This is a genomic window from Skermanella mucosa (assembly GCF_016765655.2).
GTDB classification, from domain to species: Bacteria; Pseudomonadota; Alphaproteobacteria; order Azospirillales; family Azospirillaceae; genus Skermanella; species Skermanella mucosa.
Map to the genome: position 1 here is coordinate 4,514,110 of NZ_CP086106.1, position 22,943 is coordinate 4,537,052.

At 68.0% G+C, this 22,943-nt stretch carries 21 protein-coding genes; 12 read left to right on the forward strand and 9 right to left on the reverse strand.

Going from position 1 to position 22,943, the window contains the following annotated elements:
- Positions 1-2: 2 nt before the first annotated feature.
- Entirely contained in the window at positions 3-1,145 is a 1,143-nt protein-coding gene (locus JL100_RS20980; protein ID WP_202682627.1) for an MlaE family ABC transporter permease, read from the reverse strand.
- A 107-nt stretch (positions 1,146-1,252) separates the two neighbouring features.
- On the opposite strand from JL100_RS20980, the gene JL100_RS20985 reads away from it, so the two are divergent.
- Positions 1,253-1,768: an adenine phosphoribosyltransferase gene (locus JL100_RS20985; RefSeq protein ID WP_202682628.1), complete on the forward strand. Its 516-nt coding sequence runs from the start codon at positions 1,253-1,255 to the stop codon at positions 1,766-1,768.
- Here JL100_RS20985 and JL100_RS20990 read toward each other — a convergent pair.
- Positions 1,756-2,760 carry an Rpn family recombination-promoting nuclease/putative transposase gene (locus JL100_RS20990; RefSeq protein ID WP_202682629.1) on the reverse strand — a complete coding sequence of 335 codons (1,005 nt, stop codon included), beginning with the start codon at positions 2,758-2,760 and terminating at the stop codon, positions 1,756-1,758. The genes JL100_RS20985 and JL100_RS20990 overlap by 13 nt on opposite strands.
- A gap of 107 nt (positions 2,761-2,867) precedes the next feature.
- Positions 2,868-4,073: an amidase gene (locus tag JL100_RS20995; RefSeq protein WP_202682630.1), complete on the reverse strand. Its 1,206-nt coding sequence runs from the start codon at positions 4,071-4,073 to the stop codon at positions 2,868-2,870.
- Between the two features lie 232 nt (positions 4,074-4,305).
- Here JL100_RS20995 and JL100_RS21000 point away from each other — a divergent pair, with 232 nt between their 5' ends.
- The 4 genes from JL100_RS21000 (at position 4,306) to JL100_RS21015 (ending at position 7,891) form a co-directional block, all read left to right on the forward strand.
- Positions 4,306-5,091: a cysteine hydrolase family protein gene (locus JL100_RS21000; protein ID WP_202682756.1), complete on the forward strand. Its 786-nt coding sequence runs from the start codon at positions 4,306-4,308 to the stop codon at positions 5,089-5,091.
- A 58-nt stretch (positions 5,092-5,149) separates the two neighbouring features.
- On the forward strand, positions 5,150-6,820 hold the full coding sequence (locus JL100_RS21005) for a CocE/NonD family hydrolase (protein WP_202682631.1): 1,671 nt from the start codon (positions 5,150-5,152) through the stop codon (positions 6,818-6,820).
- Positions 6,817-7,407: an NAD(P)H-dependent oxidoreductase gene (locus tag JL100_RS21010; RefSeq protein ID WP_202682632.1), complete on the forward strand. Its 591-nt coding sequence runs from the start codon at positions 6,817-6,819 to the stop codon at positions 7,405-7,407. The genes JL100_RS21005 and JL100_RS21010 overlap by 4 nt, the downstream gene beginning before the upstream one ends.
- 109 nt (positions 7,408-7,516) lie before the next feature.
- Positions 7,517-7,891, forward strand: a complete 375-nt coding sequence (locus JL100_RS21015; protein WP_202682633.1) for a response regulator — start codon at positions 7,517-7,519, stop codon at positions 7,889-7,891.
- Between the two features lie 6 nt (positions 7,892-7,897).
- Here JL100_RS21015 and JL100_RS21020 read toward each other — a convergent pair whose 3' ends face one another.
- From JL100_RS21020 to JL100_RS21035, 4 genes are all read right to left on the reverse strand, one after another.
- A complete protein-coding gene (locus tag JL100_RS21020) occupies positions 7,898-10,969 on the reverse strand; it encodes an efflux RND transporter permease subunit (protein WP_202682634.1) in 3,072 nt (1,023 codons plus the stop codon).
- Positions 10,970-10,973: 4 nt separating this feature from the next.
- Positions 10,974-12,068 carry an efflux RND transporter periplasmic adaptor subunit gene (locus tag JL100_RS21025; RefSeq protein ID WP_202682635.1) on the reverse strand — a complete coding sequence of 365 codons (1,095 nt, stop codon included), beginning with the start codon at positions 12,066-12,068 and terminating at the stop codon, positions 10,974-10,976.
- Between the two features lie 181 nt (positions 12,069-12,249).
- On the reverse strand, positions 12,250-13,584 hold the full coding sequence (locus tag JL100_RS21030; protein ID WP_202682636.1) for a cytosine deaminase: 1,335 nt from the start codon (positions 13,582-13,584) through the stop codon (positions 12,250-12,252).
- 485 nt (positions 13,585-14,069) lie between these two features.
- Positions 14,070-14,876 carry a creatininase family protein gene (locus JL100_RS21035; protein WP_202682637.1) on the reverse strand — a complete coding sequence of 269 codons (807 nt, stop codon included), beginning with the start codon at positions 14,874-14,876 and terminating at the stop codon, positions 14,070-14,072.
- 152 nt (positions 14,877-15,028) lie between these two features.
- Here JL100_RS21035 and JL100_RS21040 point away from each other — a divergent pair, with 152 nt between their 5' ends.
- From JL100_RS21040 to JL100_RS21070, 7 genes are all read left to right on the forward strand, one after another.
- Complete coding sequence (locus tag JL100_RS21040) at positions 15,029-15,772, forward strand: phosphodiesterase (protein ID WP_407696881.1); 744 nt, start codon at positions 15,029-15,031, stop codon at positions 15,770-15,772.
- 40 nt (positions 15,773-15,812) lie between these two features.
- Positions 15,813-16,583 carry an SDR family oxidoreductase gene (locus JL100_RS21045; protein ID WP_202682639.1) on the forward strand — a complete coding sequence of 257 codons (771 nt, stop codon included), beginning with the start codon at positions 15,813-15,815 and terminating at the stop codon, positions 16,581-16,583.
- Between the two features lie 409 nt (positions 16,584-16,992).
- Positions 16,993-18,954 carry an excinuclease ABC subunit UvrC gene (gene uvrC, locus JL100_RS21050; protein WP_202682640.1) on the forward strand — a complete coding sequence of 654 codons (1,962 nt, stop codon included), beginning with the start codon at positions 16,993-16,995 and terminating at the stop codon, positions 18,952-18,954.
- Positions 18,955-19,019: 65 nt separating this feature from the next.
- Positions 19,020-19,649: a CDP-diacylglycerol--glycerol-3-phosphate 3-phosphatidyltransferase gene (gene pgsA, locus JL100_RS21055; protein ID WP_202682641.1), complete on the forward strand. Its 630-nt coding sequence runs from the start codon at positions 19,020-19,022 to the stop codon at positions 19,647-19,649.
- A gap of 43 nt (positions 19,650-19,692) precedes the next feature.
- The gene (gene moaD / locus JL100_RS21060) at positions 19,693-19,944 is read left to right on the forward strand and encodes a molybdopterin converting factor subunit 1 (RefSeq protein ID WP_158046646.1); all 252 of its coding nucleotides are present in this window, start codon (positions 19,693-19,695) and stop codon (positions 19,942-19,944) included.
- A 4-nt stretch (positions 19,945-19,948) separates the two neighbouring features.
- On the forward strand, positions 19,949-20,422 hold the full coding sequence (locus JL100_RS21065; RefSeq protein ID WP_202682642.1) for a molybdenum cofactor biosynthesis protein MoaE: 474 nt from the start codon (positions 19,949-19,951) through the stop codon (positions 20,420-20,422).
- A gap of 214 nt (positions 20,423-20,636) precedes the next feature.
- On the forward strand, positions 20,637-21,407 hold the full coding sequence (locus JL100_RS21070) for a substrate-binding periplasmic protein (protein ID WP_202682643.1): 771 nt from the start codon (positions 20,637-20,639) through the stop codon (positions 21,405-21,407).
- Positions 21,408-21,600: 193 nt separating this feature from the next.
- Here the strand turns inward: JL100_RS21070 and JL100_RS21075 are convergent, their stop codons facing one another.
- Positions 21,601-21,870 carry a hypothetical protein gene (locus JL100_RS21075; RefSeq protein WP_202682644.1) on the reverse strand — a complete coding sequence of 90 codons (270 nt, stop codon included), beginning with the start codon at positions 21,868-21,870 and terminating at the stop codon, positions 21,601-21,603.
- Positions 21,871-21,960: 90 nt separating this feature from the next.
- On the reverse strand, positions 21,961-22,824 hold the full coding sequence (locus tag JL100_RS21080) for a universal stress protein (RefSeq protein ID WP_202682645.1): 864 nt from the start codon (positions 22,822-22,824) through the stop codon (positions 21,961-21,963).
- Positions 22,825-22,943 lie beyond the last annotated feature (119 nt).

Consider the following 22,943-nt stretch of genomic DNA (forward strand, 5'->3'; position numbering starts at 1 on the left):
GCTCAGACGCCGATATAGGAGAAGAGGATTGAAAAGAGCGCATCGAGCACGATCACCAGGAAGATTCCCACCACCACCGACCGGGTCGTCAGACGGCCGACGCTCTCGGCGCTGCCGCTCACCTTCAGCCCTTCGTAGCAGCCGACCAGCGCGATCACGAAGGCGAACACCGGCGCCTTGGACAGGCCCACCATCAGGGTGGACACGGTGATCGCGCCGTGGAGCTGCTGTACGAACTGTCCGAAACTGATATCCAACACGAAATAGCACATAACCGCGCCCCCCACGAGACCGACGACGTCGGCGTAGAAGGCGAGCAGCGGAAGGGTGACCATCAGCGCCAGGGCGCGCGGCAGGACCAGCAGCTCCATCGGGTCGAGCCCCAGCGTGCGCAGGGCGTCGACTTCCAGGTTGACCTTCATCGTGCCGATCTGGGCGGTGAAGGCCGACCCGGAACGGCCGGCGATGATGATCGAGGTCATCAGGATGCCGATCTCGCGCAGGATCGAAATGCCCAGCAGGTTGACCACGAACAGCTCGGCGCCGAACTGGCGGAGCTGGTCCGCCCCCTGGTAGGCCAGCACGACTCCGATCAGGAACGACAGCAGCCCGACGATCGGCAGGGCGTTCAGCCCGGTCTGCTCCATGTGGTGGACGAGCGCGGTGATCCGCAGCCGGCGCGGGTCGATCGCGGTCCGGCCCAGCGCCGCCACCATCATGCCGAGGAAGCTCAGCAGGCTCGCCAGTTCCCGCGCCGCCTGCACCGTGGCGCGGCCGGTCCGCTCGACCATCGCCACGATCGGGTGGGCCCGCGTCAGCCGCGACGGCTCGCAGCTCCGGTCGGCCCGGTGGACGGCCTCGATCAGGGCGGCATGCTCGGGCCGGGCGCCGGTAACCCCGACCTCGATCCCGTCGCCCTCCAGGCGGTCCACCAGCCGCAGCAACAGGAGCGCCCCCACGGTATCCACGGCGGCAAGGCCGGAGAGATCCAGGCCGAGGCGCGCGCCCGGCCGCGGACGCACCGCAGCGATATCCCGGGCAAGGCCGCCGGCGGTCGCGATCACCCAGGGTCCGGTCGCGGCAAGCACGCCGCCCGCACCCTCACCATCCCCGGCCCACGCCAGCCCGGCCCGATGATCCGTCAAGAAGGGTCTCCCGTTTGCAAGTGGGGCGCGGGGCGACTAGGATGCCGGCTCTTCAGCCTTCGACGGCGTCAGGCCCAAGGCAAGTCACGGGAACGCGCAGGACAGCGATGAACATCAAGGACCATATCCGAAGCATCCCGGATTTTCCCAAGCCGGGCATCCTGTTCTACGATATTTCGACCCTGCTCGCCCACGCCGATGCCTGGCAGGAAACCGTCCGCCAGCTTTCCGACGCGGTGAGGCCGCACAAGCCCGACTTGCTGGTCGGCATCGAATCCCGGGGATTCCTGGTCGCCGCCCCGCTGGCCCTCTCGCTCGGGCTGGGGTTCGTGATGATCCGGAAGCGCGGCAAGCTGCCGGGCGACATCATCACCCACAGCTACGACCTGGAATACGGGACCGACACCATCGAGATCCAGGCCGACTCCATCAAGCCCGGCTCCCGCGTGGTCGTCCTCGACGACCTGCTGGCGACCGGCGGGACCATGGCGGCCGCGGTCAGCCTGCTGCGCCGGATGGGCGCCGAAGTGGCCGCCGCGCAATTCATCATCGAACTCGGCTTTCTGAACGGCGCCGCCAAGCTCGACGTGCCGGCCCAGGCGCTGGTGACCTACGAGTCCTGACGCCGTTCCTCGTCCGCGAAAACGTCGTCGGGCGACGCCGCGGTCAGCGAACGCCTCAGAAGCGTGTCGAGCCGATCGGGCGAGGCCTGGAGCAGGCGGGCCTCAACCTCGGGCGGCACCAAGCCGAACCGAGTCTCCAGGGCCAGCCGGATGCTCTCCAGCTTTCCTTCCGCCCTGCCCTCCGCCTTGCCTTCCGCCCGGCCTTCGGCCTTGCCCTCGATCACACCCCTGGCATGACCCTCGTTCAGCCACTGCTGCGCAGCGAGCGATACCATGTCCTGCTCCCGGTTCGGCCTGACCCTGCCGTTCACCATCCTCATCATGTCGACGGAGATCCGCGGGTACATCTCCAGCATATAGTACAGCACTTTCTCCGCCAGGGGCGAGCCCTCGCGCAGGCCGGACAGCACCGCCTCCAGCAGCATCTCCGGGTCGGGCTGGCGGTAGACGTATTTCAGCGGCAGCAGCGCCGCCCGGACTTCCGGATCGGAGGACAGCTGGTCGTCGGGGATGGGCACGATGTTGCAGACGAGGTAGCGGAAGTCGCGCAGCAGGTCCCGCAGGCCCTCGTCGGCACCGATGACGTCGATGACGGAGGTCGGCACCGTCCAGGCGCTGCGCCCGTGATAGAACACCAGCGGGATGACCGGGGGCAGCCGGCGCATCCTGGAAGCGTCGTCGCCGACGAAGCTCTCCCAGATGTCGACCAGGTAGCCCAGCACCTGGAGCGGCGTCCGGGGATCGGGGTGGCTCTTGTGCTCCAGCAGCACATAGATCAGCAGGGTGCCGCCGTCGCGCAGGCGGACCGAGAACAGCCGGTCGACCCAGCTCGGCGTCAGCGTCCGGTCGACGAAGCTGCCGTCCAGCGGCACCGGCGGCTCGTCGCCCAGGCGGGCCGCGATATCGGCCGGCAGGTAATCGCGGATCAGGATGCCGGCCCGGACCGGATCGTCCAGCAAGGCGCGGAACAGAAGGTCGTGCTGCTGGCCCATCGGAAGGCGACCGTCCGCATGCGGTGGAATGAGGACGGCACAAGACAGCCGTCGGGTCCGATCGGCAATGCGGCATCTCGCCCCGACGCCCGTCCCGGGATCGAATCCTACAGCGCCGCCGCGGCCCGCTTCGCCGAGGCCAGCAGCATGGCGTCCTCGCCCCGGCGGGCGACCAGGGAGAGGCCGACCGGGCAGCCGTCGACTTCGGCCGCCGGAATGCTGACCTGCGGAAGGCGCGCCAATCCGGCGATGCAGGTCATGCTGAGGACGCGGGCGCGGAACTGGTCCAGATCGGCCTGCGGGGTGTCCCTCAGCGGCGCCACGGTGGGCGAGGTCGGCATCAGCAGCAGGTCGCCGGTGCCGAGCAGGCTGTCCATCTGCTCGGTCACGCGGCGCCGGAAATTGTCGGCCTTCGCCGCCGCCTCCCCGGTGACGGTGGACGCGGCCTTGAACCGCTCCGCCACTCCCGGCCCGAAATGCGGCCTGTGCCCGGTGATCCAGGCGCCGTGGGTGCTCCAGACCTCGTGCATCTGGAGTGTCCTGAAGGCGTCCAGCCAGCCGTCGGCCAAACCCTTGCGGCTGAGGGTGACGTCGCGCGGCGATCCCAGCGCCGCGGTCACCGCGTCGATCGCGGGTCCCAGCGCCTGCCGCACCGGGCCGTCGGTGAGCGCGAAGGCGTCCTCGACCAGCAGGATGTTGCGCGGCCGGCCGCCTTCTTCCCGCAGGCCCAGCAGCACCTGCCCCAGCTGTTCCAGCAGGCCGGCGTCGGGCGCGAACCAGCCGACCGTGTCGAAGCTGGGCGCCAGCGGCGTCACGCCGTCGATCGGAATGCGGCCGTGGGTCGGGCGGAAGCCGTAGATGCCGCAGAAGGAGGCCGGAACCCGGACGGAGCCTCCCGTATCGGTGCCGAGCGCCAGCGGAACGGCGCCGCCCGCCACGGCGGAAGCCGACCCGCTGGACGAGCCGCCGGGGATCCGTTGGGGCGCCCTGGGATTCAGCGGCGTGCCGTAATGGGCGTTCTCGCCGTTGATGCTGAAGGCCAGCTCGTCGGTAACGGTCTTGCCCACCAGCCGTGCGCCGGCGTCGAGCACCGCCTGCACCGCCGGCGCGGTGCTCGACGGCACGGGATGGGAGGCGAGCCAGGTGGGATTTCCGGCGCAGGTCGCGTGGCCGGCGACGTCGTAGAGATCCTTGGCCGCGAAAGTCAGCCCGGACAGGGGACCGTCGGCAGCTCCCGCGACGTCCAGATCGACATGGCGGCAGAAGGCTCCGAGCTTTTCCCTCGCGAGATGTTCCCGTTCGGCAGATCCCATTTGTCCCGATCCATCTTCCGCCTGTGACACTTTCCCATACGATAGCCCGCTTCCCCCGCGCATCAAGCCCATAAGGCGGGCAGAACCCCGCACAAATCCTGTGCAGGAGAGCGCCCTCCGGCGCGCCGGCCACGGCCATGCCGCGGTACGTCCGCTCCCGTCCCGTTTGGCACGGCATATGCGACTCGTGGCTACCACGGCGACCCCCGACCCTGGGAGGGATAACTTGACCATGACCCCGCTCGGCTCCGCACCGGCCAACCGGTGGAGGGTATCCAGGGAAACCGTGGACATGGTGCGGCCGCCGGCGACGCCTTACCCGCTCGCCGCCAGGGCCGAGCCGCAGAACCTGGTGATCGACCTGGTGCGGACCGCCATCGTCGTGATCGACATGCAGAACGACTTCTGCTCGCCCCGGGGCTGGCTTGCCCGGGTCGGCGTCGATGTGACGCCCGCACGCACGCCGATCGCGCCGCTGGCGGCGCTGCTGCCCAGGCTGCGCTCGAAGGGAGTGCCGGTGCTGTGGGTGAACTGGGGCAACCGGCCGGACCGGCTGAATCTCAGCCCGTCGCTGCTCCATGCCTGCGACCCGGCCGGCGAGGGATCGGGACCGGGCGATCCCCTGCCCGGCCCCCCGAGCCCCGCCGCCGGGGCCGGAGTGCTGGAACGCGACGGCTGGGGGACGGCGATCGTCGACGGGCTGGATGCGGCGCCGACCGACATCCATGTGGCCAAATACCGGATGAGCGGCTTCTGGGATACCGAGCTGGACAGCATCCTGCGGAATCTCGGCGTCCGGACGCTGCTGTTCGCCGGCGTCAACCTGGACCAGTGCGTGATGTGCACCCTGCAGGACGCCAGTTTCCTGGGTTACGACTGCATCCTGGTCAACGACTGCTGCGCCACCACGTCGCCGAGCTATTGCCTCGAAGCGACGCTGTACAATGTCAAGCAATGCTTCGGCTTCGTGACGACCTCCGATCACCTGCTGAACGGCCTGAAGGACCGAGCGACATGAACCCCATGGTCAAGACCGTCGCCGACGACAGGACCACCCCGCCGGAGCCACGGTCGCCATGACCTCGGCTCGGGCCGCCCAGGACCGCACGACGCCTCCGCTGCCGGTGCGGCCCCCCCGTACCGTCTCCATGACCACGCGCGACGGGGTCCGGCTGGATGCCGACATCCACGAGCCTGACGCCGCCGGTCCCTTCCCGGTGCTTCTGATGCGCCAGCCCTATGGAAGGGCGATCGCCTCGACGGTCGTCTACGCGCATCCCGCCTGGTACGCGGCGCACGGCTACATCGTGGTGATCCAGGACGTCCGGGGCTGCGGCACGTCTGCCGGCGACTTCCGGCTGTTCGAGCACGAGGCGGAGGACGGCGCCGACGCGGTCGCCTGGGCCGCTGGATTGCCGGGTTCGACCGGGGCGGTCGGCATGTACGGCTTCTCCTACCAGGGCAACACGCAGTTGCTGGCGCTGGCCGGCGGCTCCCCGGCGCTGAAGGCGCTGTGCCCGGCCATGGTCGGCTGGGACATGCATGGCGACTGGGCCTACGAGGGGGGAGCTTTCCGGCTGGCCGACAACCTGGGCTGGGGGATCCAGATGGCGGCCGAGGCCGCGCGGCGGCGCCAGGACTTCATCGCCCACCAGGCGCTCTACGCCGCCTCCCGCGCGCTGCCGCTGGACGAGGAATTGCCGACCCATCCGCGGGTGCTGCGGGGCTATGCCCGCTACACCCACTACGACGACTGGCTGGGCAATCCGCTGCCCGGCGGCTACTGGGACGCGATCTCGCCGCGCGCCGCACTGGCCGGCAGGGATGTGGACGTGCCGATGCTCCATATCGGCGGCTGGTTCGACCAGATGCTGACCGGCACGCTGGCGGCTTTCCGGGAAATCGGCGCCCGGACGGTGGCGCCGCAACGCCTGATCGTCGGTCCCTGGCCCCATCTGCCCTGGGGGCGCCGGGCCGGCACGGTCGATTTCGGGCCGGAGGCGGCACGCTCCATCGACCGCGAGCAGCTCGCCTGGTTCGACCGCTTCCTCAAGGGCGCGGCGGTGCCCGACGCCCCGGCGGTCGAGCTGTTCGACCTGTGCGCCGGGTGCTGGCGGAGCTTCGACGCCGTTCCGGACCCGGAACCAGCTTCGCTCCATATCTCCAGCTCGGGCTTGGCGGCGGCCACGACGGAGGACGGCGTGCTGGCCGAGCGGCCCGGCGCTTCCGGGACCGACCGGATCGTGCATGATCCATGGCGGCCCGTGCCGACCTTCGGCGGCCACGCCTCCAGCCTCGGCGGCATGCGCGACCGTTGGGAGATCGACCAGCGCGCCGACGTCGCCTGCTATACCACGGACCCGCTGTCGTCGGCGGTGCTGCTGGCCGGGGCGGTCACCCTCGAACTGACGGTGGAGGCCGACGCACCCAGCTTCGACGTATCCGCCGTATTGTCCAAGGTGGAGCCCGACGGGCGGGCATTCAATCTGACGCAGGGCCATGTCCGGGCCGAGGAAGGTGCGGCCACCCGGCCGCTGCGGATCCCGATGCGCGCGCTGTGCGCCACGGTGCCGGCCGGCAGCCGGCTTCGCCTCAGCCTGGCCGGCGCTTGCTTTCCCGCGTTTCCGGTCAATCCCGGCACCGGGGCGGAGCCGGCCGAGACCCGGCTGGTCGACTGCCGGACGATCACGCTGGCCTTCCATGCCGCTGGAACCCGCCTGCTCGTTCCGCTAGTCAGAACGGCATGAAAGTAAAAGTCATCTATGCCCACCCCGCCGACGGCAGCTTCAATGCCGCGATCCACCGCACCGTGGTCGATGCCCTGGCCAGGGCCGGCCACGAGGTTCGCGACTTCGACCTCTATGCCCGAGGGTTCGAGCCCCGGCTGAGCGCCGCCGAACATGGAGCCCACTACGCCCAGGGCGAGAACGAGGGGCCGGTCCAGGAGTATGTGGACGCCCTGCGCTGGGCCGAGGCGCTGGTCTTCGTCTTTCCGACCTGGTGGTACGGCGTGCCGGCGATCCTGAAGGGTTACCTGGACCGCGTCTGGCTTCCGGGCGTGGCCTTCCACCTGCCGGCGGACGGCGGGCGGATCCGGCCCGGCCTGACCAACATCCGGAAGCTTGCGGTGGTGACCACCCACGGAGCGCCCTGGTGGTTCATGAAGTTCTGGATGCGCGAGCCGGGCAAGGCGGTGTTCATGCGCGGGCTGAAGCCGTTGCTGGCGCGCGGCTGCCGGACCGTCCACATCGCCCACCCGTCCATGGACAAATCCACCCCGGAGAGCCGCGCCCGGTTCCTGCGGAAAGTCGAGAGGACCCTCGCGAGCTTCTGACCCCGTCGCCCAAGGACGATGCCGGGAAGTTCGACACATTCGCATTGAAAATTTTCATAAAGGGCCAGTAAATTCGAGTTTCGGTCCACTCGGTTCAAGCGGTGTCCCAATGCAGATCCTGATCGCCGAGGACAATGTCATCAATCAAAAGTTGGTGGACCTGATCTGCCGGAAAGCCGGTTACCAGACCCGCATCGTCCCGGACGGCGAGGCGGCGGTCGAGGCGATGAAGGACGGCGGCATCCAGCTGGTCCTGATGGACGTGATGATGCCGCGTATGGACGGAATCCAGGCGACGCGCCTGATCCGGGCCATGCCGGGGGATACCGGCCGGATTCCCATCGTGGCCGTCACGGCCCATACCGACGGCGACAACCGGGAGGCCTGCCACTCCGCCGGCATGGACGCCTTCATCGGCAAGCCGGTGCGCCCCGCGGAACTTCTGACCGTCATGGCCGACCTGCTGACCCGGGGATCGGCCTGACGGCGGCTACTCCGCCGGGTGGGGCTGGGCGCCGGCCGGCGCCGCATCCTCGAACGGCTTCTTGCGCGCGATGTAGGTATAGACCGTCGGTACGACGAACAGCGTCAGCAGGGTTCCCAGCAGCATGCCGCCAACGATCACCGCGCCGATCGCCTGCCGGCTTTCCGCCCCCGCGCCGGTCGCCAGGGCCAGCGGCACGGCGCCCAGAACCATGGCGCCCGTCGTCATCAGGATCGGCCGCAGGCGCAGCACGGCGGAGCGGACGACGGCGTCGCGCACGTCCACCCCCTGGCGCTGGAGCTGATTGGCGAACTCGACGATCAGGATACCGTGCTTGGTGATCAGGCCGACCAGGGTCACCAGCCCGATCTGGCTGTAGACGTTCATGGTGGCCCCGGTCAGCTTCAGCGCCAGCAGGGCGCCGGTCATCGACAGCGGAACGGTCAGCATGATCACGAAGGGATCGACGAAACTCTCGAACTGGGCCGCCAGCACCAGATAAATGAAGGCCAGCGCCAGCACGAAGGTGACGTAGAGGCTGCTGCTCGACTCGCGGAACTCCCGGCTCTGCCCGGCATAGTCGACCTGGGCCGCCGCCGGCAGCGACCGCTCGGCGGCCGCGGTCAGGAAGGCCAGCCCCTCCCCCAGGGTATAGTTCGGCCCCAGGGTCGCGGTGATCGTGGCCGAGCGAAGCTTGTTGAAATGGTTCAGCTCCTTGGGCGAGACCCGCTCCTCGACCTTGAGCAGGTTGGCGAGGCTGACCATCTCGCCCTGCTTGCCGCGCACATAGATCCGGGCGATGTCGTCCGGGTTGGTGCGGTCGATGTCGGCGACCTGGACCACCACGTCGTACTGCTTGCCGTTCTGCTTGAACCGGGTGACCTGCCGGCCGCCCAGCAGGGTTTCCAGCGTGCGGCCGATGGTGTCGATCTCCAGCCCCAGGTCGGCCGCCTTGTCGCGGTCGAGCGAAACCTTCAGCTCCGGCTTGTTCAGCTTCAGGTCGGTGTCGACGTTGACCAGGCCGGGATTGGCCCGGGCCTCCGCCAGCATCCTGTCCACCATGCCCTGGAGCTCGGCATAGGGGAGCGATGTCTGGATGACGAACTGGATCGGCTTCTCGGTCGGGCTCTGCCCCAGCGACGGCGGGTTGGCCGGGAACGCCAGGGTGCCGGGCACGCCGAAGAATTTCGGCGCGAGCTGCTGGACGACCTGCTGCTGCTTGACCTCGCGGTCATCCCAGTCGGTCAGCCGGACGAAGGTGATCCCTTGGTTGACCACCGGGAAGCCCACGACCATGAAGAACTTCTCGACCACCGGGACCTGCTTGATGAAACCCTCGATCGCCCGGGCATAGCGGTCGGTGTAGTCGATGGTCGATCCTTCGGGGGCGATGATGATCCCGACGATCGTGCCGCGGTCCTCGGTCGGGGCCAGTTCCGACTTGATCTGGCCGAACAGGACGTAGCTCGCCGCGGCGACGCCGATCCCGACCAGCAGGATCAGCGGCCGGGCTTTCAGCGAGACGCGGAGAAGCCAGCGGTAGCCGTTGGTCAGGCCGTTCAGCAGCGCCTCGATCGCGTTGTAGAAGAAGCCGTGGCGCGTCTGGTGCTTCAGCAGCTTGGAGCACATCATCGGCGACAGGGTCAGCGCCACGAAGCCCGAGACCAGCACGGCACCCGCCAGGGTCAGCGCGAACTCGGTGAAAAGCCGCCCCGTACGCCCGGTCTGGAAGCCGATCGGCGCGTACACCGCCGCCAGCGTGATGGTCATCGCGACGACGGCGAAACCGATCTCCTTTGATCCCTGGATCGCCGCGCGGAACGGCGGCATGCCTTCTTCCACGTGCCGGTAGATGTTCTCCAGCATAACGATGGCGTCGTCCACCACCAGCCCGATCGCCAGCACCATGGCCAGCAGGGTCAGCGTGTTGATGCTGAAATCGAACACGTACATGATCGCGAAGGCGCCGATCAGGGACACCGGGATCGTGACCAGCGGGATCAGGGTGGCGCGCAGCGAGCGCAGGAAGAAGAAGATCACCAGCACGACAAGCACGATCGCTTCCAGGATCGTGTGGAACACGGCGTCGATCGATTCGGCGATGAAGACGGAGCTGTCGTAGCCGATATCGACGCTCATCCCCTCGGGCAGGCCGGCCCGGATCACCGGCAGCGTCCGCTGCACCGCCCCGGAGACTTCCAGCGGGTTGGCGGTGGACTGCTTGACGACGCCCATGGCGACGGCGTTGCGCCCGTTGAATCGGGCGTTGACCCGCTCGTCCCGGGCGCCGAGCTCCGCCCGGCCGACGTCGCGCAAGCGGACCAGATAGCCCGCTTCGTCCCGCAGGATGACGTTCTCGAACTCGGCCGGAGTCCGCATGTCGGTCTCGGACACGACGGTGAACTCGCGCTGGGCGCTCTCCACCCGGCCCGCCGGGATCTCGATGTTCTGCCGCCGCAGCGCCGTCTCGACGTCCTGGGGCGTGACCTTGTAGGCGGCCATGCGGGTCGGGTCGAGCCAGATCCGCATGGCGTACTTGCGCTCGCCGAAGATCCGGACGTCGGCGACGCCCGGCAGGTTCTGAAGCCGGTCCTTGACGAACCGGTCGGCATAGTCGGTCACCTCCAGCGGCGTGTTCCGGTCGCTGGAGAAGGCGAGGTAGATGATCGGCTGGGCGTCCGCCTCGACCTTGGCGATCACCGGCTCGTCGATCTCGTCCGGCAGCGAGCCGCGCACCCGGCCGACCCGGTCGCGCACGTCGTTGGCCGCCACGTCGGGGTCGCGGGTGATCCGGAAGCGCACGGTGATCTGGCTGGTCTCCGACCGGCTGATGGAGGACATCACGTCGATGCCCTCGATGCCGGACAGGCTCTCCTCCAGCGGCTGGGTGACCTGGCTCTCGACGATCTCCGCGCTGGCGCCCTGGTACTTGGTGGTGACGGTGACCACCGGCTCGTCGATCTTGGGATATTCGCGCACCGCCAGCCGCTGGTAGGCGACGATGCCGATCAGCAGCACGGTCAGGCTCATGACCGTGGCGAGCACCGGGCGGCGGACGCTCAATTCGGATAGTTGCATGGCGTCAGCTCCCGACCGGGGGAACCACGGTGACCGGCGCGCCGTCGCGGATCTTCAGATGGCCGGCGGTGACCACCGTGTCGCCCGGCAGGAGCCCGTCCAGGATCTCGACCTTGGCGGCGCGGCGCTCCCCGGTGCGGACCTTGACCCGCTGCACCTTCCCCTCCGCCACCTTGAAGACGAACTGGTCGGTCCCGACCGCGACCAGGGCCTGCTCCGGCACGAGGATCGAGTCCTTGCGGGTCGTCAGGGCCAGGGTGACTCGGGCGAACAGGCCGGGGCGCAGCGCGTCGTCGCCGTTGGGCACCCGGGCGCGGACATTGATGCTCCGACCGTTGACATCGACCAGCGGGTCGATCGCATAGACGGTACCGGCGAAAGCCCGTCCCGGCACGGCATCGACCGTAACCGCCAGGTTCTGGCCGACCCGGACCGAGGGCAGGTAGAGCTCGGGCACGCGGAAATCCAGCTTCAGCGTGTCGATGGCTTCCAGGTTGACGATGTCCTTGCCGGACTGGACCACGTCGCCGACGCTGACCCGGCGCAGGCCGAGCACTCCGTCGAACGGCGCCGTCAGGTCCAGCTTGGCCAACTGGGCCCGCGCCAGCGACACCGAAGCCCCGTCCGCCAGCAGCTTGGCGCGCGCCTGGTCGCGGGCGCGGGCGCTGCCCGACCCTTGGCGGAACAGTTCGTCGGCCCGGTCCGCCTCGGTCCTGCTCAGGTTGAGGCTGGCCATGGCCTGCTCCAGCGTCGCCCGGGCGATGGCGTCGTCGAGCTTGAGCAGGACGGTGCCCTTGCTGACCCGCTCCCCCTCGTTGAACCGGATTTCCGTGATGCGTCCCGCGACCTCCGGCCGGATCACCACCGACTCGTCCGAGAGCAGCGTCCCGACCGAGGTCACCGTGCGCGACACGTCGCCGACCTCGACCTGCTCGGCCTCCACCGGGATGCCGCCGGGCGGCCCGCCGCCACCGCCGCCGGCCGGCGCCTGGGCGGCCGCCGGCATGTCGGCGCCCTGGTGGACGGTGAAGTACCACCAGGCCCCGCCGCCGAGACCCAGCAGGGCAACAAGGATGAACAGGCGAGCAAGCAGCTTCATGAATCGTTCCGGCCGCGACCGGCCCGGCCTCTCTAGGGAGGAGCTTCGACAGGTGCATAAGAAACCATCCGCACCCCTTTACTAAAATGATCATGGCTTTGTCGGCACGCAAAGTCGAGCCTGCCGAGCGGCGCGGCATGCATGCAAGGCATGCGGGCAAAGCGGCTCGGCGGCAGGCGGCTTACGCGAACAGTTCGTCCAGCTCCCGGTAGTCGGGCACCTTCGCCTCCAGCGGAACGCCGGCCCGCAGGACGGTGCGGTCGGACTGCGGCCGCGACAGCAACTCGCTGTAGGTGCGCGCCCGGAACGCCACCAGGTCGGCGGTCCGGCCGGCCCCGATCAGGCCGGCGTCGGGCAGCCGCATCACATGGGCCGGAACCGGCGCCGTGGTCAGGGGCCAGTCGCCGAACGGTCGGTCCAGGTGCAGGATGCGGGTCGCCTCGCGGTAGACCTCCACCATGTCGTGGTCGCCATAGCCGTAGAACGGGTCGCGGCAATTGTCGGAGGCGACCGCCACCGGGATGCCGCGCGCCCGCATCTCGTGCAACAGGGTGACGCCACGCCAGCGCGGGGTCCGGCCCGGCGTCCGGTCCTGGAGATAGAGGTTGCACATCGGCAGCGTCACCACGCAGAGCCCCGCTTCGGCCACTAGGTCCAGGGTGGCGAGCGCCCGGTCCGGCTCCTGGGTGGCGAGGCTGCAGCAGTGGCCGCACAGCACCCTGCCCTTGAAGCCGGTGCGCAGCACGGCCCGGGCGATGTGATGCAGGCTTTCGGCGGCGGGGTCGCCGGTCTCGTCCACGTGGAAATCCACGTCGAGCCCGCGTTCAGCCGCCAGCGCGAACAGCCGGTCGAGCGCCGCGTCCAGGTCGGGGATCATGTAGCTGACGCAGCCCAGCACGCCGCCGTGGCGCTGCACCAGGTCGGCGATCCGGACGGCCTCGTCGGTCAGGTAGGTTTCCACCATGATCAGCGAGACCGCCTGGAGGGTGATGCGGCCGGCCCAGCGCTCGCGCGCCTCGGCGAATACCGGCCAGGAGATTTCGGCCTGCTTGCCCAGCGAATCCAAGTGTGTGCGGACCGCGGCGGTGCCGTGGGCGTAGCTGCATTTCAGACCGAACTCCATCCGGGCGGCCACGTCCCGGGCGTTCCACTTGGCCTCCCGGTCGCTCTCGACGGCGGCGAGCGCCCCCGCGAAGGTGCCGTCCGGGTTCTCCCGGCGCGGCCAGATATGCCCCTTGTCCAGATGGGTGTGGAGATCCACCGGGCACGGCCAGACGATACCGTTCTCCAGGTTGACGCCCGGGCCGCAGCAGGGCGCCGTTCCGCCGGGCAGGACCGCCGCGACCTTGCCGTGCTCGATCCGCAGATCGACCGCGACAAGGTCGTCGCCGCCCGCTCGGGCCGCCACCTCGGGCGGCGGGTCCGCGAGCAGGGACAGGGGAACGGTGGCTTTCTTCAGCCAGAACTTCGCGCCCAGGGAGGCGCCGGCGAAGGACTTCTGGAAAGGAATCGGCATGATCTGCGACCGGTCTCTCGGCTACGGATACGGTTCTCTCGGATGGTCCCGCTTGTCGGTTTTCCCGTCTGGCGGTGCTCTTGAGCCAGCGCCTCGGCCTGGAGCGCCGGAGCGCCCTCGGCAGCATGAATAACACGATATCCAAAGCGGAGAGCATAATCAGCGCCGCGAACGGCTCGTCCCCCAGCGGCGGGCGTTGCCGATGGCGCCGGCACGGCGGCGCCCGGGATCGGGAAAAGAGGGGGGCGAGGTCCAATGCGGAGGGGACCATGACCCCGCCCCCCTTGAGTGAACTGTGGACGGATGATCCGGCCAGCCGTCGGCGCCCGATCGAAACCGCCATTTGACAGGTTGAGCTTTGAGCAAAATCCATACCAACATGGAAGTGTTGAAGCTCCGCCCGGTGCGGCATCTTCGTTGCCTGGAAAAGCGCCACGCGAGCGGCACTTGTGTAAAATTCAGGCAAGCAGCCGCCGCACCGGCGCTCACACCCGGTCGCGCAACGCGTCGAGCGGGAAGCGGTCCACCTCCCCCAGCAGTTCGACGAGGCAACGGGCGGCGTGGTCCACCAGCTTGGCGCCCCGGCCGGCATCGGCGTCCGTCGCGTCGCCGCAGGCGCCGAACAGGTTGAGATCCTGGGTCTGCCAGCCGAACCCGACCTTCCCCTCCGGGGTCAGGTACTTGAATTCCTGCTCCATCTCGATGCTCAGGGAGTCGAATTTCCGCCGTTCCGCCGGCCGGACCAGATCGGGGCGCAGGTGGAGCATCATCGATGTCTCGATGCCGCCGCCGTGGATGCCGTGGACGACCTCCGACGGCGGGAACAGCCCGTCCGGAAGGCCGGGGCTGAACCAGTTGCAGGTCACCACGAACATCTTGAGGCGGACGCGCAGGTCGCGCGCCACGATGTCCATGATCTGCGGCTGGCCGCCATGGCTGTTGTACAGGACCAGCTTGCGGATGCCCGCGCGGTGGACGCTCTCGCCCACCTCGGTCCAGACGCGGATCAGGGTTTCGGCCGACAGCGACAGGGTCCCGGGAAAGGCTTCGTGCTCGTCGGACTTGCCGATGGGGAGCATCGGCAGGATCAGCACCGGCAGATGCTCCGGGATCAGCGGCACGGCGCGGGCGACGATCCCGGCATTGATCGCGCTGTCCACCCAGACCGACAGGTGCGGCCCGTGCTGCTCCACCGCGCCGACCGGAAGCACGGCGATGGTCCGTTCGGCATCCAGCCCCGCGAACTCCTTGGTGGTCAAATCCTGCCAGAATCGGCTGTGCGGCACCGGCATCCAGTTTTCCTCCCCGCGTGATCGGGCGGACAGCCCGATCGAAACCCCGTTTGAGATAGTTTTGCCGGCCGGTCGTCTTCAAGTAGCATGCCACACGACGAACCCTACGAAGAGTGGCCGCGATGCTGATTGCCCAGATCACGGATCTTCATGTGACCGAACCAGGCGCGCTCGCCGCGGGCCGGATCGATACCGGCGCTGCCCTGGCCGCCGCCGTGGCGCACCTCAACCGCCTGCGTCCCCGGCCGGACCTGGTCGTGATCACCGGCGACCTGGCCAACGGCCCCCGGCCGGCCGAGTACGAGGCGCTGGCCCGTCTGCTGGCCCCGCTGGAGCTGCCCTGGTGCGCCATCCCGGGCAACCATGACGACCGGGACGCGCTCCGCGCGCTGTGCGCCGGCCAGCCCTGGCTGCCGGACCCCGGACCGTTCTTCCACTATGCCATCGACCACCTGCCGGTGCGGCTGATCGCCCTGGACACGGTGGTGCCCGGCGAGACGCCGGGGCTGCTGTGCGACCGGCGGAGCGACTGGCTGGCCGACCGGCTGGCCGAGGCGCCGGGGCGGCCGACCATCCTGCTGATGCACCATCCGCCCCATGAGGTCGGGATCGGCTTCATGGACGCGCTTCGCTGCTTCGGGACGGAGCGGCTGGCCCGGCTGGTGGAGGACCACCCCGCGATCGAGCGGATCCTGTGCGGCCATGTCCACCGGCACACCCTGGCCCGCTGGCACGGCACCGCCGTCAGCACCGCGCCCAGCGCCGCCTTCCAGTTCGCCCTCGACCTGGCGCCCGACGCGCCGCCGGCGGTTTCCGACGAGCCGCCGGCCCTGGTCCTCCATCTGTGGCGGGCCGGACAGGGGCTGGTCAGCCATCTCCAGGCCGTCGGCGCGTGAAGCCGCTTGCCAGCCAAGCGGGGCGGGTTAGAGTGGCGCCATGGTAAAGATCAAGAAGAAAGCCGTGTTGATCACGGGGGCCGGCAAACGCATCGGCCGGGCCATGGCGCTGGACCTCGCCTCCCACGGCTGGGGCGTCGCCGTCCATTATTTCACATCGAAGGACGACGCCGACGAGGTGGTGAACGAGATCACCCGCGCCGGCGGCCGGGCCGCGGCGGTGCAGGCCAATCTCGGCAACGAGGCCGACGCGATCGGCTTGGTCCCGGCGGCGGTCGAGCGGCTGGGGCCACTGACCGCCCTGATCAACAATGCCAGCGTGTTCGAGCGGGACGAGGCCGGCACCGCCGACCGGGCGAGCTGGGACCGGCACATGGAGGCCAACCTGCGGGCTCCCCTGGTGCTCTCCCAGGCGTTCGCGAAGCAACTCCCGGCGGAGGAGCGCGGCTGCATCGTCAATATCCTGGACCAGCGGGTCTGGAACCTGACGCCGCACTTCCTCTCCTACACCCTGAGCAAGGCCGGCCTGTGGACGCTGACCCAGACCCTGGCCATGGCGCTGGCGCCGCGAATCAGGGTCAACGGCATCGGACCGGGACCGACCCTGAAGAACGACCGCCAGACGGAAGAGCACTTCGCCGCCCAGTGGGAGAACATCCCGCTCCAGCGCCCGACCTCGCCGCAGGAGATCTGCGATGGCGTCCGCTTCATCCTGGACGCTCCCGCCATGACCGGCCAGATGATCGCGCTGGACGGCGGCGAGCATCTTGGCTGGGCGCAGCCGGGACGCGGATTCGTCGCAGTCGAATAGGCCGGGACGACAGTATCCGCATAACGGAACTGTCATGGTGACAGATCTGGCACCCCTCTCCTTTCGAGTTTTGCACATCCGCCGCACGCGCGGCGGCCCGTGTCTTGTCAACCCTGAAAAAGCGACCCGCCCCCATGCCGCAGCTGCTTGACAGTAAAATCCATGATTGAAATCAATGGCTTGTATTTTTTGCCTATTTTATGGGCAGACGGTGGAAACGCTGAGATATGCTGATTTCCCGGTGAGTCGTCCGCAGGTTATCGACATAGTTATCCACAGTTTCCGTGGATAGTCCCGAAGCGCGCCGGGATCATGACCGGGACATGAGTGAGTCGGAACCACCATCCCCGCCCGCCGGTTGACGGCAGCGGTTGACCGACAACGGAAAACCGCCAACATACCGCCCATCATGGCATCAGATCAGATCGTACAGCCCACGCCCGATATCACCGAACCGGATATCGCCGATAAGGCGGAACCCGCAGCGCCCGCCGCTCCGGCGTCCCGTCGGCGGGTGAGCGCGGGCAATCTGGCGCAGGGGGCGGAGGTGATCCGGGGATATCTCCGGACGCTGCCGAACAGCCCCGGCGTTTACCGGATGATGAACGAAGCCGGCGACGTGCTGTATGTCGGCAAGGCCAAGAACCTGAAGAAGCGGGTGGTCAACTACACCCACGTGATGAAGCTGCCCAACCGGCTCCAGCGGATGGTGGCGGAGACGACGACCATGGAATTCGTCACGACCCACACCGAGGTCGAGGCGCTGCTGCTGGAGTCGAACCTGATCAAGCGGCTGATGCCGCGCTACAACGTGCTGCTGAGGGACGACAAGTCCTTTCCCTACATCAAGATCACCCGCGACCACGACTATCCGCAGTTGACCAAGCATCGCGGCGCCCGCGACAAGTCGGCCGACTATTTCGGCCCGTTCGCGTCGGGCAGCGCGGTCAACCGGACGGTGACCGCCCTCCAGCGCGCCTTCCAGCTCCGCAACTGCGCCGACACGGTCTATGCGACCCGGACCCGGCCTTGCTTGCAATACCAGATCAAGCGCTGCACGGCGCCCTGCGTCGGCCGGGTGACGCCCGAGGAGTACCAGTCCCAGGTGGCGCAGGCGCGCGCCTTCCTGTCGGGCAAGAGCCGCGACATCCAGGCGGAGTTCGCCCGCCAGATGCAGGCCGCCGCGGAAGCGCTCGACTTCGAGACCGCCGCCCGATACCGCGACCGCATCCGCGCCCTGACCGCCACACAGGCGCACCAGGACATCAATGTCGAGGGGGTCGAGGACGCCGACGTGATCGCCTGCCACCAGGACGGCGGCTCCACCTGCATCCAGGTGTTCTTCTTCCGGGGCGGCAGCAACTACGGCAACCGCGCCTATTTTCCCAGCCACGACCGGAACCTGGAGCTGCCGGAGGTGCTGGGCTCCTTCATCAGCCAGTTCTACGACAACAAGCCGGCGCCCCGCCTGATCCTGGTCAGCCAGGAGCCGGCGGAGCAGGAACTGATCGCCGAGGCGCTGAGCCTTCGCGCCGGCCACAGGATCGAGCTGGTGGAGCCTAAGCGCGGGGACAAGAAGCGCCTGGTAGACCATGCCCTGGTCAATGCCAGGGAGGCACTGGGCCGCCGCCTGTCGGAGAGCGCGTCCCAGGCCCGCCTGCTGGAGGGCTTGGCCGAGGCCTTCGGCCTGGATTCGGTGCCGGAGCGGATCGAGGTCTACGACAACAGCCACATCCAGGGCACCAACGCGATCGGCGGCATGATCGTCGCCGGGCCGGACGGCCTGATGAAGAACAGCTACCGCAAGTTCAACATCCGCTCCGACATAGCGCCCGGCGACGACTACGGCATGATGCGGGAGGTGCTGGGCCGCCGCTTCTCCCGCGCGCTGAAGGAGGACCCGGAGCGCGAACGCGGCATCTGGCCCGACCTGGTGCTGATCGACGGCGGACAGGGACAGCTGAGCGCCGCCTTGGAGGTGTTCGACGAGCTGGGCATCACCGACTTGGCAGTCGTGTCGATCGCCAAAGGTCCCGACCGCAATGCCGGGCGGGAACGCTTCTTCATGCCCGGCCGGCCGCCGTTCGGGATGGACCCGAAGGACCCGGTGCTCTATTTCCTGCAGAGACTGCGCGACGAGGCCCACCGTTTCGCCATCGGCACCCACCGGGCGCGGCGGACCAAGGCGATCGGCCAGTCGGTGATCGACGAGATCCCGGGGATCGGGCCGTCGCGGAAGAAGGCCCTGCTTCACCATTTCGGATCGGCCCGGGGCGTCGAACGGGCGGGTCTGGCCGATCTGGAGGCAGTCGAGGGAATCAACCGGACGGTGGCGAAAAAGATTTATGACCACTTCCATCCAGACGGCTAGAATGCCGCTCCAGCCGCCGGGCCTATCCAGGTCCGCCGGAACGCCGCCAATCAGAGCCTTTTGTCATGCTGACCAGCCTGCCCAATCTCCTGACACTCTCGCGGATCATCGTCATCCCGATCATCATCGGGCTGTTCTTCGTCCGTGAGCACTGGGCGGCCTGGACCGCGTGCGGCCTGTTCGCGCTGGCCGCCATAACCGACTATTTCGACGGCTACCTGGCGCGGAGCTGGTCGCAGGTGTCGCTCGTCGGCAAGTTCCTCGACCCGATCGCCGACAAACTCCTGGTCGCGGCCGTACTGTTCATGCTGGTGGCGGTGGACAAGCTGAGCGGCATCTCGGTGCTGCCGGCCGTCGTGATCCTGCTGCGGGAGGTGCTGGTCTCGGGACTGCGCGAGTTCCTGGCGGGCATCCGCGTCGGCATGCCGGTCAGCAAGCTCGCCAAATGGAAGACCGCCATCCAGATGGTGGCGCTCGGCATCCTGATCGTGGGCGACGACGGCCCGTCCGGGGTGCCGGTCCAGATGATCGGCGAAGTGGGCCTGTGGGCCGCCGGGCTGCTGACCCTGATCACCGGCTGGGACTACATGCATGCCGGCTGGAAGCACATGAACGAGGAACGTGAACCCGAGCCGGAACCGGTGCCGCGCCCGGCCCAGCCGCACGGCGCCAATACGGCGCGGAGCGCGGGCTGAACCCGGGCCGGAACGGCTTCGGCCATATCAGGAAGCAATCGCCATGAAGCTGCTCTATTTCGCCTGGCTGCGGACCAAGACCGGGATCACCCAGGAAGAGGTGGCGCCGCCCGAGCATGTGCGCGACGTGGCGTCCCTGGTCGAGTGGCTGCGCACGCGAGGCCCCGGGTTCGCCGACGCCTTCGGCAACGCGGCGGTGGTCCGCGTGGCGGTCAATCAGGAATATGCCCGCCCCGACCATCCGCTCCGCGCGGGGGACGAGGTGGCGCTTTTCCCGCCCGTCACGGGGGGCTGAGCGCATGGCGATCCGCGTCCAGCGGGAGGACTTCGACATCGGCGCCGAGCTGGCGGCCCTCACCGATGGCAACCACGCCGTCGGCGGCGTCACCAGCTTCGTCGGCCTGGTGCGGGAGATGGGCGGCGGGCCGAGCGCCATGACGCTGGAGCACTATCCGGGCATGACCGAGCGCCAGCTGGCCGAAATCGAGGCCGAGGCGCGGCGGCGCTGGCCGCTCCAGGCGACCCTGATCATCCACCGCTACGGCCGCCTGGAACCGGGCGACAGGATCGTGCTGGTCGCCACCGCCAGCGCCCACCGCGAGGCGGCCTTCGAGAGCTGCCATTTCCTGATCGACTGGCTGAAGACCCGTGCGCCCTTCTGGAAGCTGGAGGAGACCTCCGAGGGCAGCCGCTGGGTCGAGGCCAAGGAGGACGACGATGCCGCGGCGGCCCGGTGGGCACCTCGGCCGCCGACGGGGGATGTCTCGCCCTGAGACTTCGGCATACAATATTCAGCTGCCCCACAATTACATAAGATAGTATTCACTCCGCAACGTTAACCAAGTTCATTCATTAGAATGCACCGAACACTTCGTATGACTTGGTAATTTTGCCGCACCCGCGGCATTTTAATTAAGCGATAACCATTTCAATTGACTATCCATCGCGACTAATCGGGAACTTACAACGAATCGAAAGGGATCCCCCATGTTCCAGCGCGATGGTGCGGTCAACAAGAGCAGCTTTTTCAGCAAGGCCATCCAAACCGCCGCAGCCCTGGTCCTGAGCGCCGGGCTGTTCGCCGCTGGTACGGCCCAGGCGCAGATCCGGATCGTCACCGGCGTCTTTCCCCCCTTGACCGATGATTCGGGAAGCGACAAGGGCTTCCTGTACGACGTCGTCGAGGAGATCAAGAAGCTGGTCAAGGTTTCGGCCCCGATCGAGATGATGCTCTGGACCGACGCGTCGAAGATCGCCCAGAACGAATCCAACATCGTGATCTTCCCGCTGACCCGGACCCCGCAGCGCGAGAACAGCTTCCGCTGGATCACCAAGATGTTCGACATGAAGCGATCGTTCACCACCCTGCCGGGTGCGGCTCCGATCAACACTCCGGAAGACGCCAAGAAGATCGCCTCGATCGGCGTGCTGGAGCGCAGCTCCTCCCAGACCTTCATGAAGGAATACGGGCTGACCAACACCGTCGAGTTCCCGTCCAACAAGGCCCTGGTCGAAGGGCTGGCCGCCGGCAAGGTCGCTTCGATCTACGGCATCAACGCGATGACCGTCAGCGAGTGGCGCGGCATCGGCCGCAAGGACCAGTTGGTGTTCGGCACCCCGGTCGAGGTCACCGGTTCCTTCATCGGCACGAGCCTGAAGGGCGACTTGGTCAAGATGGAAGAGTGGCAGTCGGCCTTCGAGGTGATCCAGCAGGACGGAACCTTCGACCGGCTGCTCGCCAAGTACGGCCTGAACTGACCACGCGCAACGACGATATCGATCCGGTCCCCGCTCGCGCGGGGGCCGGTTTCGTTTTTAAAGCTGCACCGACGTAGTCTGCCGTAGGTCGGCCGAAGGCCGACCTACGATGCTCCGGACCGCCACACCATCAAGATCCCCGTGCCGGTTCCCTGGACCCTGCCGCCATGGGCAGCGCACATCGGGACCCCGTTCAGCAGAGACCGCCGTCTTGGTGGGTGTCCATGAAATGCCGGAGCACCAGCTTCAGGCGGGCGACGTGCCGCATGTCGCCACGGTCCTGCGCGTGCCTGATGTCATCGAGGATGATCCCCTTGATGCAGGTCTCGCCGTCGGGACGGTGCAGAAGATAGTTCCCCATTTCCAGGGCGATCATCTCCGGCACGTGCTCATGCTCGGCGATGGCCAGGATCTCGTTTTCGGTCAGTTCACTGAGAGCGATGCAGTCCTCTATCGTGATCATGTCTTGGTACTCCTCCGGGATGTCGCCCCTGTTGACCGGGGCTTTTGATTTAGTCGCGTCCGCCTCGCTGTTCCCGTCCGCCGGTCCCCCTCAGTGCGCCATCAGGACCGGCAATCCGGGATGGGAGAGGATATGGCGGGTCACGCCGCCGAGGATCATTTCGCGGACCCGGCTGTGGCCGTAGCCGCCCATTACCAGCAGGTCGGCGCCCAGTTCGGTGACGCGGCCGGCCAGGGCGCTGCCCACGGACTCCTTCGTTGGCCGGATCGTGTCGACGGTGGGCTGGATGCCGTGCCAGGCGAGATAATCCGCCAGGCGGGCCGCCTCGTCGGCCGAGGTGACGGCGGTGTCCGCAGTGACGATGAAGACGGATGCGGCACGGATCAGGAAGGGCATGGCCGCCGCCACCGCCCGAGCGCATTCGGCCCCGCCGTTCCAGGCGATCGCGACCGTGCCGCCGATCTTGGCCGGCGGCCGTTCCGGGGCCAGCAGCAGCGGCCGGGCCGAACCGAGCAGCGTCGCTTCCAGCGTCACCGAAAGCCGGCTGTCGCCGACTCCCACGGCCTGCGGGAAGACGACCAGGTCGGCCAGCCTGACCTCGTGGGGGATCACGTCCTCCATCACGCCGGTCACCGACCGTATCCGGCCCGACGCCATGCCCGGCCCGGGAGCGGACTGCACGAGGGCCGCCTGGGCGGCGGCGCGCGCCGCCTCGAAATGCTTGCGGGCGATCTCGGCGTCGGCGGCGAATTCCTGCTCCGCCGCCTTCATGATCTCTTCGATCATGGCACCCGACAAGCCGTCGCCCAGCATGGGGACCATGTCGCGCGGATCGCCGCCGACATGCAGCGCCTCCACATGGGCATCGAATGTCTTGGCGACGGCGAAGCCCATCGCGAGGACCGAGCGGTCGCAATCGCGACCGATCAACGGCACCAGGATTTTTCGGAGCATTCCAGTCTCTCCCTCGATCGGGGAACCCTTATGGTTAGCATCAGCCTAAGACCGTCGGCCACGCTCCACAATGATGCACATCAATTCGAGCAGATAATCTTGCTGCCGGTGACTGTATG

Bases quoted from the DNA above. Each gene is read 5' to 3' on its own strand.
- JL100_RS20985 (WP_202682628.1), top strand. From the start codon at position 1,253: ATGAACATCAAGGACCATATCCGAAGCATCCCGGATTTTCCCAAGCCG.
- JL100_RS20990 (WP_202682629.1), bottom strand. From the start codon at position 2,760: ATGGGCCAGCAGCACGACCTTCTGTTCCGCGCCTTGCTGGACGATCCG.
- JL100_RS20995 (WP_202682630.1), bottom strand. From the start codon at position 4,073: ATGGGATCTGCCGAACGGGAACATCTCGCGAGGGAAAAGCTCGGAGCC.
- JL100_RS21000 (WP_202682756.1), top strand. From the start codon at position 4,306: ATGACCCCGCTCGGCTCCGCACCGGCCAACCGGTGGAGGGTATCCAGG.
- JL100_RS21005 (WP_202682631.1), top strand. From the start codon at position 5,150: ATGACCTCGGCTCGGGCCGCCCAGGACCGCACGACGCCTCCGCTGCCG.
- JL100_RS21010 (WP_202682632.1), top strand. From the start codon at position 6,817: ATGAAAGTAAAAGTCATCTATGCCCACCCCGCCGACGGCAGCTTCAAT.
- JL100_RS21015 (WP_202682633.1), top strand. From the start codon at position 7,517: ATGCAGATCCTGATCGCCGAGGACAATGTCATCAATCAAAAGTTGGTG.
- JL100_RS21020 (WP_202682634.1), bottom strand. From the start codon at position 10,969: ATGCAACTATCCGAATTGAGCGTCCGCCGCCCGGTGCTCGCCACGGTC.
- JL100_RS21025 (WP_202682635.1), bottom strand. From the start codon at position 12,068: ATGAAGCTGCTTGCTCGCCTGTTCATCCTTGTTGCCCTGCTGGGTCTC.
- JL100_RS21030 (WP_202682636.1), bottom strand. From the start codon at position 13,584: ATGCCGATTCCTTTCCAGAAGTCCTTCGCCGGCGCCTCCCTGGGCGCG.
- JL100_RS21035 (WP_202682637.1), bottom strand. From the start codon at position 14,876: ATGCCGGTGCCGCACAGCCGATTCTGGCAGGATTTGACCACCAAGGAG.
- JL100_RS21045 (WP_202682639.1), top strand. From the start codon at position 15,813: ATGGTAAAGATCAAGAAGAAAGCCGTGTTGATCACGGGGGCCGGCAAA.
- uvrC (WP_202682640.1), top strand. From the start codon at position 16,993: ATGGCATCAGATCAGATCGTACAGCCCACGCCCGATATCACCGAACCG.
- pgsA (WP_202682641.1), top strand. From the start codon at position 19,020: ATGCTGACCAGCCTGCCCAATCTCCTGACACTCTCGCGGATCATCGTC.
- moaD (WP_158046646.1), top strand. From the start codon at position 19,693: ATGAAGCTGCTCTATTTCGCCTGGCTGCGGACCAAGACCGGGATCACC.
- JL100_RS21065 (WP_202682642.1), top strand. From the start codon at position 19,949: ATGGCGATCCGCGTCCAGCGGGAGGACTTCGACATCGGCGCCGAGCTG.
- JL100_RS21070 (WP_202682643.1), top strand. From the start codon at position 20,637: ATGTTCCAGCGCGATGGTGCGGTCAACAAGAGCAGCTTTTTCAGCAAG.
- JL100_RS21075 (WP_202682644.1), bottom strand. From the start codon at position 21,870: ATGATCACGATAGAGGACTGCATCGCTCTCAGTGAACTGACCGAAAAC.
- JL100_RS21080 (WP_202682645.1), bottom strand. From the start codon at position 22,824: ATGCTCCGAAAAATCCTGGTGCCGTTGATCGGTCGCGATTGCGACCGC.